Here is an 11,725-nt window from a genome sequence, read left to right on the forward strand (position 1 = left end):
CTACCGTGAATGTTCGGAGTCCCCGAACGCGCCGTAAAACATGCAGTCCGGACATACGTGCCTCCGGAGGCCCCGCCCCCCGTCACCACGACAAACCCAGCCCGTCCGGCGATTGAGGACATCAGTAAGCCGCGCCCGAGCACCGGGCACAGGCCACGAACAAGCCCGTCCGGCGATTGAGGACAAGCGAGTGCAACGAGCACCGCCCCAGACCACCTCACCCCGCCGGAAGGCGCTCCGCCTGGAAGACCAGGAGCGCCACATCGTCCCCCGGCGGCACCCCGTCAAAGTCATGCACTGCCCGCCGTATCCGCTCCGCCACCCCCTCCGCGGAAAGCCCCACGCACCCCTCCAACGCCCGCGCCAACCCATCCCCGTCGTCCAGCATCCGCCGCCCCGAGCGCCGCTCGGTCACGCCGTCCGTGACGCAGAGGAGCGTGTCCCCGGGGGCCAGGTCGAACGTGCGGCTCTGGTACGAGGCGTTCTCCTCGACCCCGAGCAGCAGCTGCGGCGACGCGGCGGCCGTGACCGTGCCGTCGGGCCGCAGCAGCAACGGCAGCGGATGCCCCGCGCTGGCGAGCGTGCACCGCGCACCCCCACGGGGGCCCGGCAGCGGCACCAGCTCCCCGTACAGGAGCGACAGGAACCGCGGCCGGTTCTCCTCACGAGGCCCTCCGTCCGGCAACGCCGCCACCGCGGCCGCCGCCTCCGTCGCGTCGTCCAGGAGCAGCCGGTTCAGCCGGTCGAGGACCGCGCCGACGCGGTACCCCTCCCGGGCCAGCAGCCGCAGCCAGGGGCGGGCGAGCCCGGTGACGACCGCGGCCTCGGGGCCGCTGCCCTGGACGTCGCCGAGCATGAAGCACCACCGGCCGCCGGGCGGGCAGGGGAAGATGTCGTAGAAGTCGCCGCCCGCGAGCCCCTCGTCGCTGGGCTCGTAGACGAGGGCGCTCTCGACGCCGGGGATGCGCGCCACCTGGCTCGGCAGCAGTCCCCGCTGGAGGACCCGGCTGATGGTGGCCTGCCGGGTGTACCGGCGCGCGGCGCCGATCGCGAGGGCGACGCGCCGCGCGAAGTCCTCGACGAGGGCGGACACCTCGTCGGGCACCCGCGTACGGCCGGCCCCGCCGAGCAGCAGCGTGCCGAGCGGACGCCCGTTGGCGACGAGCCGGCAGGCGAGGGCGGCGCCCTCGTCCTCCGTACCGCCGGCCGAGGCGTCAGCGCCGTCGTCGCCGGAGCCCGCCGGCCACGGCAAGGGCACGGACACCGGCACCGACCCGCCCCGCAGGGACTCCGGCAGCCGGGGCAGTTCCTTCCGCAGGGACTCCTGCTCCAGGACCGCGCGCAGGTCGTCGATGCGGGACTCCTCGGCGTGCCAGACCCGGGCGAGCCGCGGCGGCGCCCCGGCCTGTCCGCCCTCGACGTCGAGCCAGACCGCGCACCAGTCCGCGAGCCTGGGCACGAGCAGCTGGCAGGCGAGCGCGGCGACCAGGTCCTCGTCGAGCTGTCCGGCGAGCAGGTCGGAGGCCTCCGCGAGGAAGGAGAGCGCGGCGCGGCCGACCCAGTCGGGGTCGTCCCGTACGGCGCGGCGGGGCGCGGGGGTCAGGATCTCGGCGGCGCGCAGTTCCCGCCGTACCGCCGGCTCGGCCCTCGGGCCCACCAGAGCCCCCGCCGACACCGGTGCCCTCAGGGGCCTCAGAGGCCCCAGGGACCTCCCCGTCGGCCCGGGTGCCCCGAGGGCTCTCCCCAGCCGTCACAGGGGCCCCAGGGGCCCCAGGGGCCTCTCCCGCCCCATCTCTCACATCGAGCGGCAACCGGGCCCACACCGTCTTCGTCCCCGACCGGTACGTGATGCCCCAGCGCTCGGCGAGCGCGGCGACCAGTTCGAGGCCCCGCCCGTACTCCGGCGTTCCCGTCGGCGCACGCCCCCGCCCGTCGCTCTGCACGCCCCGGGCCGGATGGTGGTCGGACACCTCCAGGACCAGCGCCGCGCCCACCTCGTCCGGCCCGTCGTCGCTCGCGGAGGGGTCCTGCGCGGGGTCTTCGAGCCGGCAGAGCAGTTCGACGTCGGTGCCCGCGTGCACCACCGCGTTGGTGACCAGTTCGTCGACGATCAGCACCGCGTCGTCGGCGAGCAGGTCCGTGCTGTGCTGTCCGGGCGAACAGCCGCTCTCCCCCTGGCAGAAGACGCAGGTGGCCAGCAGCCCGAGACTCGTCCAGTCCGCCAGCGCGGCCCGCGCGAAACGGCGGGCGGCGGCCGGGGCGAGCGGGTTGCCGGGCAGGCTGGTTCGTGACGTGGACCGCGCGTCCTTGCGTAACGGCACCTGCGGTGCCGGTCGACGTGTCGTCTCGCGCGGGATCGGAATGCGACCCACTGTGCGGCTCCTGGTCCGGTTCCGGTTCTGGCGTTGCGCCGCTTACGATCCCGACAGAGTGACAGACGGAGGCCGTCCGTACGCGCCGAGTCATGGAAGTGACACCGACCGGCCGCGACCAAACCGCCGGAACGGCGTGCGAACTCGCCCCGGACAGAGCATTCTTGCCTCGCTGGCCGAACAGGGGCCGGACAAGGAGCCCGGAATGAGCAGAACCGCGCCCGCCGAGGATCGCGCGAGCATCCTCCTCGTGGACGACATGGAGGACAACCTCGTCGCGCTGGAAGCGGTCCTGGCTTCCCTCGACGAGCCTCTCGTACGGGCCGGTTCGGGCGAGGAGGCGTTAGCGGCGCTGGGGCGGCAGCAGTTCGCGGTGATCCTGCTGGACGTCAGGATGCCGGGCATGGACGGCTTCGAGACGGCCACCGCCGTCAAACGGCTCGACCACGCGAAGGACATACCGATCATTTTCCTCAACGGGTCGGACACCGACGGCGGTTACGCGTTCCGGGGGTACGCGACCGGGGCCGCCGACTTCCTCACCAAGCCCTTCGACCCGTGGGTGCTGCGGGCCAAGGTCCGGGTCTTCCTCGAACTGCACCGGGGGAAGCGCCAGTTGGAACGGCTGCTGGCCCGGGAGCAGGAGCAGCTGGGCCGGATCGGGGACCGGCTGGCGGCGATCGAGAAGGAGCTGGCGCAGGGCGACCCGAACGATCTCGCGGTCCTGGGCCATCAACTGAGGCGTATCGAGGACACGTTGGGCGAGCTGCGGCGCGAGCGGGGCCAGTAGGCGGCCGGCGGCAGGCCGGTGGACGGCGGTGGACGAGGCGGACGCGGGGCGGCCGTACGGAATCCGGCCGGCCGCCCCGTCCGCGTCAGGACGCCTTGGCTCAGAGCGCCTTGGCTCCCGCGTACATCTCGTCCAGCAGGTCCTTGTACTCCCGCTCCACCACCGGCCTCTTGAGCTTGAGGCTCGGGGTCAGCTCGCCGTGCTCGATGTCCAGGTCGCGCGGCAGCAGCCGGAACTTCTTGACCGTCTGCCAGCGCTGGAGCCCCTCGTTGAGCCGCTGGACGTAGCCGTCGATGAGCTGGACGACCGCCGCTGAGGCCACGACGTCCTCGTACGCCTTGCCCGCCATCCCGTTCTCCGCCGCCCAGCCGAGGATGGTGGGTTCGTCGAGCGCGATCAGGGCCGTACAGAAGTTACGGTCCGCGCCGTGCACCAGGATGTTGGAGACGAACGGGCACACCGCCTTGAACTGGCCCTCGATCTCGGCCGGCGCGATGTACTTGCCGCCCGACGTCTTGATCAGGTCCTTCTTGCGGTCGGTGATCCGCAGGTAGCCGTCGACGGACAGCTCGCCGATGTCACCGGTGTGGAACCACCCGTCGGCCTCCAGCACCTCGGCGGTCTTCTCGGGCAGCCCGTGGTAGCCGGACATGATCCCCGGGCCGCGCAGCAGGATCTCGCCGTCGTCGGCGATCCGAACCTCGGTTCCGGGCAGGGGCTTGCCGACGGTGCCGGTACGGTACGCCTCGCCGGGGTTGACGAAGCTCGCGGCGCTGGACTCGGTCAGTCCGTAGCCCTCCAGGATGTGGATCCCGGCGCCGGAGAAGAAGAAGCCGATGTCGGGGGCGAGCGCGGCGGAGCCGGAGACGGCGGCGCGGAGCCTGCCGCCGAACGCGTCGCGGAGCTTGGCGTAGACGAGCGCGTCGGCGACCTTGTGCTTCGCGGCGAGGGCGAAGGGGAGCGACGCCCTGCCCGTACGGCGGAAGTTGTCCTGGGAGATCTTGGCGGACTCGCGGGCGAGTCCCGCGGCCCACTGGAAGATCTTGTACTTGGCGCCGCCGCCGGCCCGCGCCTTGGCGGCGACCCCGTTGTAGACCTTCTCGAAGATCCTCGGCACGGCGGCCATGTAGGTCGGTCTGACCACCGGCAGATTCTCGATGATCTTGTCGACCCGGCCGTCGACGGCGGTGACGTGCCCGGCCTCGATGTGCCCGGAGGTGAGCACCTTGCCGAAGACGTGGGCGAGCGGGAGCCACAGGTACTGCACGTCGTCGGCCCGGATCAGGCCCGTTCCCACGGTGGCCTTGGCCATGTACGACCAGTTGTCGTGCAGGAGCCGTACCCCCTTGGGACGGCCGGTGGTGCCCGACGTGTAGATGAGGGTGGCCAGCTGGTCCGAGCGGATGGCGCCGAGCCGTTCCGTGACGGCGTCCGGGGTCTTGGCGAGGAACTCGCGCCCGCGGCTCTCCAGGTCGGCGAGGGAGAGCACCCAGCCGTCCGGGTCACCCTCGGCGGGGACCGCGTCGGCCGCGTCGAGGACCACCACGTGCGCGAGGTCCGGCAGGTCGGCCCGGCGCTCCCGCGCCTTGGCGAGCTGGGTCCCGTCCTCCGCGATCAGCACCCGGCTCGCGGAGTCGGCGAGGATGTACGCGCACTCCTGGGCGTTGGTGGACGGGTAGACCGTGGTGGTCGCGGCTCCCGCGCACATCACCCCGAGGTCGGCGAGGATCCAGTCGACGCTGGTGGCGGCGGCGAGCGCGACGCGCTCCTCCGGCCGTACGCCCAGCTCGATCAGGCCGGCCGCGACGGCGTACACCCGCTCGGCGGCCTCGGCCCAGGTCAGCGAACGCCAGTCGTCGGGGCCCTCGCCGGAGGCCGGGGGGACCGGGTAGCGGTAGGCCTCCGCGCCGGGCGTGGCCGCCACGCGCTCAACGAAGAGGACCGCCACGGAGGGCGGCCGGTTCTCGATCAAGTTCTGTGTGTCGCTCACGGCATCCTCCGGGCCCGTCCGCAGCGCTGTGTGACGGACTGCTGTTCCAACTGTCGAGTAACTAACTCGCGAGTAACTACCGATCTGTGATCAGACTAGAGGCCGCCCGGCCGGTACGTAAGTGCCTGCGCGCCGCCGCTTCCCCGGAAGGCGGCCGGCGGGCCCGCACGCCACGGCGTGGGGCCCGCCGACAGAGTGCGCGGGCCTGTTTTTCGGGGCGCCCTTCGCGGGCGCGCGCCTACTTCTTCGCCTTGCCGCCCGACTCGTCGCTGGACAGCACCGAGATGAAGGCCTCCTGCGGGACCTCCACGCTGCCGACCATCTTCATCCGCTTCTTGCCTTCCTTCTGCTTCTCCAGCAGCTTCCGCTTACGGGAGATGTCACCGCCGTAACACTTGGCGAGGACGTCCTTGCGGATGGCGCGGATGGTCTCGCGGGCGATGACCCGCGAGCCGATCGCGGCCTGGATCGGGATCTCGAAGGCCTGGCGGGGGATGAGCCCGCGCAGCGTGGCGACGAGCCGCACGCCGTACGCGTACGCCGCGTCCCGGTGGGTGATGGCCGAGAAGGCGTCGACCTTGTCGCCGTGGAGCAGGATGTCGACCTTCACGAGCTGGGCCGACTGCTCACCGGTCGGTTCGTAGTCGAGCGAGGCGTAGCCGCGTGTCTTGGACTTCAGCTGGTCGAAGAAGTCGAAGACGATCTCGGCGAGGGGGAGGGTGTAGCGGATCTCCACCCGGTCCTCGGAGAGGTAGTCCATGCCGAGAAGCGTGCCGCGGCGCGCCTGGCACAGCTCCATGATCGAGCCGATGAACTCGCTCGGGGCGAGGATCGTGGCCTTGACGACCGGCTCGTACACCGCGTCGATCTTGCCCTCGGGGAACTCGCTCGGGTTGGTGACGATGTGTTCCTTGCGGTCCTCCATCACCACCCGGTAGACGACGTTGGGCGCGGTCGCGATCAGGTCGAGGCCGAACTCCCGCTCCAGCCGCTCGCGGATCACGTCGAGGTGCAGGAGGCCGAGGAAACCGACGCGGAAGCCGAAGCCGAGGGCCGCGGAGGTCTCCGGCTCGTACACCAGCGCGGCGTCGTTGAGCTGGAGCTTGTCGAGGGCGTCGCGCAGCTCGGGGTAGTCCGAGCCGTCCAGCGGGTACAGGCCGGAGAACACCATCGGCTTGGGGTCCTTGTAGCCGCCGAGCGCCTCGGTCGCCCCCTTGTTCAGGGTGGTGATCGTGTCGCCGACCTTGGACTGCCTGACGTCCTTCACGCCGGTGATGATGTAGCCCACCTCGCCGACGCCGATGCCGTCGGCCGGGGTCATCTCCGGGGAGGAGACCCCGATCTCCAGCAGCTCGTGGGTGGCGTTGGTGGACATCATCCGGATGCGCTCGCGCTTGTTGAGGCTGCCGTCGATGACACGGACGTAGGTGACCACACCGCGGTACGAGTCGTAGACGGAGTCGAAGATCATCGCGCGGGCGGGCGCGTCGGCGTCACCGACCGGCGCCGGTACGTCCCTGACCACGCGGTCGAGCAGCGCGTCCACGCCGACGCCGGTCTTCGCCGACACCCTGAGGACGTCGTCGGGCTGGCAGCCGATGAGGTTGGCCAGCTCCTCGGCGAACTTCTCGGGCTGGGCGGCCGGCAGGTCGATCTTGTTGAGCACCGGGACGATCGTGAGGTCGTTCTCCATCGCCAGGTACAGGTTGGCGAGGGTCTGGGCCTCGATGCCCTGCGCGGCGTCCACCAGGAGGACCGTGCCCTCGCAGGCGGCGAGCGAGCGGGAGACCTCGTAGGTGAAGTCCACGTGGCCCGGCGTGTCGATCATGTTCAGTACGTGGGTCTTCCCCACGTCGTCGCCCGTGTTGGGCGCCCAGGGCAGCCGGACCGCCTGGGACTTGATCGTGATGCCGCGCTCGCGCTCGATGTCCATCCGGTCGAGATACTGGGCGCGCATCTGCCGCGAGTCGACCACACCGGTCAGCTGGAGCATCCGGTCGGCGAGGGTCGACTTGCCGTGGTCGATGTGCGCGATGATACAGAAGTTGCGGAGCAGCGCCGGGTCCGTACGGCTCGGCTCGGGCACGTGGGTAGGGGTCGCGGGCACGCAGGGTCCTGATTCTTGAGACGCGCGGCGTCTCGTCTCGGGTCGACTCGGATCGATACGTAGCCCCTATCGTCCCACGGGTACGGGGCTGCGACCGGTTTGGGCCGCGTCGGCGGTGACTGGTAGCCTGAGCAGCTGTGTCCCGTGCCGTCTCGGCCCAGGACACTCACTCGAAGATCATCAAACCTGAAAAGGCTCATTCGTGGCGAACATCAAGTCCCAGATCAAGCGGAACAAGACGAACGAGAAGGCGCGCCTGCGCAACAAGTCCGTCAAGTCCGCGCTCAAGACCTCGATCCGCAAGGCTCGTGAGGCCGCTGTCGAGGGCGACGTCGAGAAGGCCACCGCGGCCGCTCGCGAGGCGTCCCGCCAGCTCGACAAGGCCGCCTCGAAGGGTGTCATCCACAAGAACGCCGCCGCCAACAAGAAGTCGGCGCTGGCGTCCAAGGTCGCCGCCCTCCAGGCCTGAGCACCCGCTCCACGCTCCACATGATGTGATCGCCGGAAGGGACCCAGCGGGCCCTCTCTACCGCTCCTGACCGGCGGACCCAGGATCCACACACGACTGCGTTCGCCACGCGGGTGCGGATCCACACAGGTTTGACGTCGAAGGCCCCGGGGCCGTCCTCTCCCAGGACGGCCCCGGGGCCTTCGTCACGCCGCCGGCCCACAGTGCAGTCCGCCCCCGCCCGGCGGCACTTCTCCGACCCGCCCGGAGTACATACCAGCCCGTCCGGCGATTGAGGACGCAGCGAGGCCGCAGGCCGAGCCGGTCGCCCGTACGGCCCCGCGGACGCACGCGTGCACGCACGCACACGCACACGGACAACGGGCCTCGCTACCGACCCGCCCGCGCCGCACGCGCAATCGCGACGACCGCCTTCTCCAGCGCGTACTCCGGATCGTCCCCCCCGCCCTTCACCCCCGCGTCCGCCTCCGCGACCGCGACCAGCGCCGCCGCCACCCCGTCCGGGGTCCAGCCGCGCATCTGCTGGCGCACCCGGTCGATCTTCCACGGCGGCATTCCCAGCTCGCGGGCGAGATCGGCGGGCCGCCCGCCCCGTGCCGAGGAGAGCTTCCCGATGGCCCGGACGCCCTGCGCGAGCGCGCTGGTGATCAGCACGGGCGCCACCCCCGTCGACAGCGACCAGCGCAACGCCTCCAGCGCGTCGGCAGCCCGCCCCTCCACGGCACGGTCCGCGACCGTGAAGGAGGAGGCCTCCGCGCGGCCCGTGTAGTACCGCGCGACGATCTCCTCGTCGATCGTGCCCTCCACGTCCGCCGCCAGCTGCGAGACCGCGCTCGCCAGCTCCCGCAGATCGCTGCCGATGGAGTCGACGAGGGCCTGGCACGCCTCGGGGGTGGCCGAGCGGCCCAGCGCGCGGAACTCGGAGCGGACGAAGCTCAGCCGCTCCGCGGGCTTCGTGGTCTTGGGACACGCGACCTCCCGCGCGCCCGCCTTGCGCGCCGCGTCCAGCAGCGCCTTGCCCTTGGCCGCGCCCGCGTGCAGCAGGACCAGCGTGATCTCCTCGGCGGGCGAGTCCAGGTACGCCTTGACGTCCTTGATCGTGTCGGCGGAGAGATCCTGCGCGTTCCGCACGATGACGACCTTGCGCTCGGCGAAGAGCGACGGGCTGGTCAGCTCGGCGAGCGTGCCGGGCTGGAGCTGGTCGGAGGTGAGATCACGGACGTCGGTGTCGGCGTCGGAGGCGCGGGCCGCCGCCACGACCTGCTGCACGGCGCGGTCGAGCAGCAGGTCCTCCTGGCCCACGGCGAGCGTGAGGGGGGCGAGCAGGTCGTCGGGGGAAGCTTTTCTGGTGGCCATCGCGAACCAGCATGGCACGCCCCACCGACACTCCCCCGCCCCCGGCCACCGACCACGCGCGGCCCGGCCGGCGGACCCCCCACGACGTCCGGCGCCCCTCCGCGACACGCCCTACGGCGCGCTGCGGACACGCCTTACGGCGCCTCGCGCCACCCGTCCCAGTCCGCGACGAAGGCGTCCAGCGCGGCGGTGTCCAGGCGGGCCCGGGGGTCCTCCACAACCACGAGCCACTGCGCGTCCTCCGCGTCGTCCTCGCCGGCCAGGGCGTCCCGTACGAGCTGGGGCTCCTCGGTCACGGCGAAGCGCTCGCCCAGCTCCCGCGCCACCTCCTCGGCGGCGTCGCGGTCGGGCAGCACCAGCACATGTCTCACGTCGCTCACCCCCACATTCTCCCCGTTCCCCGGTCGCCGGTCTCCCGCTTCCCCCGCGTCCCCCGCTACCCCTTGGGGACGATCTGGATGTCGAGGTCGATCTTGATGCTGGAGCCGACCACCGCGATCCCGCGCGCCAGCATGGACTGCCAGTTCACCGTGTAGTCCTCCCGGTGCAGCTCGGTCGAGGCGCGGACGGCCACCCGGGTCTCGCCCTCCATGCCGTTGCCCATGCCGAGGTACTGCGCTTCGAGGGTGACCGTACGCGTCACGCCGTGCAGGGTCAGCGCCCCGGAGATCGCCCAGTTGTTCCCGCCGCGGTGTGCGAAGCGGTCGCTGTAGAACTCCAGCGTCGGGTAATTCGCCACATCGAGGAAGTCGGCCGACCGCAGGTGGTCGTCGCGCATCTGGACGTTCGTGTCGATCGAGGCGGCGCCGATGATGACGTGCATCGCCGACTGCTCGATGGTCTCGCCGATCCGGATGGCCCCGGCGAAGTTGTCGAACCGCCCGTGCACCCGCGCGAGTCCGATGTGCCGCGCGATGAACCCGATGCGGGAGTGGGCCGGTTCGATCTCCCACTCGCCGGGGGCGGGCAGCGGGAGCGAGGGGGCGATCTGGAGGGTGATGTCGCCGAGTCCGGCGTGCTGGCCGTCCTCGGCGATCGAGACACTGCCCCGGTACGAGCTGAAGCTGTCGGCCGACACCGCGAGCCGGTACTCACCGTTCGGGACCATCGCCACGATCGTCCCGAACGGATCGGTCTCGCCACTCACGATCTTGCGCCCGTTCCCGTCGGTGACGGTGAACTCGGCCTGCCGGACGGGCTCGTTGACGGGATCGAGGACACGACAGGTGAGCAGGCCCGCACCGGTGGGCACCGTCAGTCCCGCGAGTGGATTGCTCTTCTGGTGAGCGGCCGTCCGTCGGCCGCGCAGGCGACTGATCATGCGCTACGTACCCCTGTGCGTTTCGGGCTCTGCGGGGCCGCGCACGGCAGTACGTCCTCGGCAGGGCGGCGGCCCATGACGAATAGGCATTCGATCACCCCTGCGACGTTCGAGGCAAACGTACGCCGGAGTACGGAGTCCGGTATTACCAGCCGTTATTGAACCGTGTCCGATCAAGGTCCCCAGAACCCCGTGCCCGCCCCCGCGACCCCTGTCACGACTGGCCAACACCCCCCGTCCCCTCCGGAAGGCCACCGCGACGCCCCCCACCCCACCCCTGGCCGCGAACAACGAGATCAAGACATTCTCAACGGCCCACCTCCGCATCCCGATCCTCCCCCCGTCATCCCGGCCGGTCCCTCGGGCCGTCCCTCGAACCGCGCGGCACCGCGCGCAGACCGCGCCCCGTTCCGGTGACCGCGATCGCCCCGTCGGTGTCCGTACGGAGCACCGCCGCGCCCCCGGCACGCAGGGCACCGACCGTCCGGGGCGAGGGGTGCCCGTACAGGTTCTCCGCACCGACGGAGATCAGGGCCAGCCGTGGGCGGACGGCCCTGAGCAGGCCGGGGTACTGGAAAGGGGAGCCGTGGTGGGCGACCTTGAGGACGTCCACGGGCGGTAGCGCCGGATGGTCACGCAACAGGCCTTGCTGCGCCGGGGGTTCGAGGTCTCCCAGGAGCAACAACGTGGGGCCGCCCGCGACGCGCACGAACAGCGTGACGCTCGCGTCGTTCGGCTCACCCGGCACCGGATCCGCCCGGGGCCACAGCACCTGCCAGCTCAGCGGCCCGACCCGGCGCCGCTCCCCCGGCCCCGCCCGGACGACGGGCACCCCCGCGGCGGCGGCCGTTCTCCTGACGAACGCGCTCTGGTCCCGGGGTTCCTGGAGCCGCGTCGTCTGGATCGCGCCGACCGCGCGGCCCCGCAACACCCCCGGCAGTCCGGCGACGTGGTCGGCGTGCAGATGGGTGAGGAGCAGCAGAGGGACACGCGTGACGCCGAGGTCCCGCAGACAGCGGTCGGCGAGCAGCGGATCGGGCCCGGCGTCCACGACCACGGCCGTACCGTCCCCGGCCGCCAGGACCGTGCTGTCGCCCTGGCCGACGTCGCACATCGCGACCGTCCAGCCCGGCGGCGGCCATCCCGTCACCAGCCGGGTCAGCGGGGGTGGCCGCAGGATCACGAGCAGCAGGATCACCGCGCAGCCGGCGGCGGTCCAGGGATGGCGCGGGACGCGCCGGGCGGCGAGCAGGACGAGAACCGTCAGGGCGGCCAGCAGCAGCCCGCCCCACCACCCCCCGGGCCAGCCGGCCTCGGCGC

8 protein-coding genes and 1 pseudogene are annotated in these 11,725 nt (G+C 71.7%); 2 read left to right on the forward strand and 7 right to left on the reverse strand.

All coding sequences use genetic code 11. The features are described from left to right. Positions 1–217: 217 nt before the first annotated feature. Positions 218–2,321: pseudogene (locus GT042_RS34005) on the reverse strand (ATP-binding SpoIIE family protein phosphatase). Between the two features lie 256 nt (positions 2,322–2,577). On the opposite strand from GT042_RS34005, the gene GT042_RS34010 reads away from it, so the two are divergent. Then, positions 2,578–3,162, forward strand: a complete 585-nt coding sequence (locus tag GT042_RS34010; protein ID WP_161312542.1) for a response regulator — start codon at positions 2,578–2,580, stop codon at positions 3,160–3,162. Between the two features lie 100 nt (positions 3,163–3,262). On the opposite strand, the gene GT042_RS34015 is transcribed toward GT042_RS34010, so the two are convergent. Further along, entirely contained in the window at positions 3,263–5,152 is a 1,890-nt protein-coding gene (locus GT042_RS34015) for a long-chain fatty acid--CoA ligase (protein ID WP_161312543.1), read from the reverse strand. A 238-nt stretch (positions 5,153–5,390) separates the two neighbouring features. After that, complete coding sequence (gene lepA / locus GT042_RS34020; RefSeq protein ID WP_161312544.1) at positions 5,391–7,259, reverse strand: translation elongation factor 4; 1,869 nt, start codon at positions 7,257–7,259, stop codon at positions 5,391–5,393. Between the two features lie 202 nt (positions 7,260–7,461). Here lepA and rpsT point away from each other — a divergent pair, with 202 nt between their 5' ends. After that, entirely contained in the window at positions 7,462–7,728 is a 267-nt protein-coding gene (gene rpsT, locus GT042_RS34025; protein ID WP_161312545.1) for a 30S ribosomal protein S20, read from the forward strand. A 369-nt stretch (positions 7,729–8,097) separates the two neighbouring features. On the opposite strand, the gene holA is transcribed toward rpsT, so the two are convergent. The 4 genes from holA to GT042_RS34045 all read right to left on the reverse strand — a co-directional run. Continuing rightward, positions 8,098–9,084, reverse strand: a complete 987-nt coding sequence (gene holA / locus GT042_RS34030; protein WP_161312546.1) for a DNA polymerase III subunit delta — start codon at positions 9,082–9,084, stop codon at positions 8,098–8,100. A 134-nt stretch (positions 9,085–9,218) separates the two neighbouring features. Beyond that, positions 9,219–9,464: a hypothetical protein gene (locus GT042_RS34035; RefSeq protein ID WP_161312547.1), complete on the reverse strand. Its 246-nt coding sequence runs from the start codon at positions 9,462–9,464 to the stop codon at positions 9,219–9,221. 56 nt (positions 9,465–9,520) lie between these two features. Beyond that, the gene (locus GT042_RS34040; RefSeq protein WP_161312548.1) at positions 9,521–10,405 is read right to left on the reverse strand and encodes a YceI family protein; all 885 of its coding nucleotides are present in this window, start codon (positions 10,403–10,405) and stop codon (positions 9,521–9,523) included. A gap of 343 nt (positions 10,406–10,748) precedes the next feature. Beyond that, a partial coding sequence (locus tag GT042_RS34045; RefSeq protein WP_161312549.1) for an MBL fold metallo-hydrolase occupies positions 10,749–11,725 on the reverse strand: 977 nt, incomplete at its 5' end.

It is taken from the genome of Streptomyces sp. SID3212 (assembly GCF_009865405.1).
In the GTDB taxonomy this organism is placed as follows: Bacteria; Actinomycetota; Actinomycetes; order Streptomycetales; family Streptomycetaceae; genus Streptomyces.

What these genes read in the sequence shown, in the direction of transcription:
- GT042_RS34010 (WP_161312542.1), top strand. Translation starts at nt 2,578, where the DNA reads ATGAGCAGAACCGCGCCCGCCGAGGATCGCGCGAGCATCCTCCTCGTG.
- holA (WP_161312546.1), bottom strand. Translation starts at nt 9,084, where the DNA reads ATGGCCACCAGAAAAGCTTCCCCCGACGACCTGCTCGCCCCCCTCACG.
- GT042_RS34040 (WP_161312548.1), bottom strand. Translation starts at nt 10,405, where the DNA reads ATGATCAGTCGCCTGCGCGGCCGACGGACGGCCGCTCACCAGAAGAGC.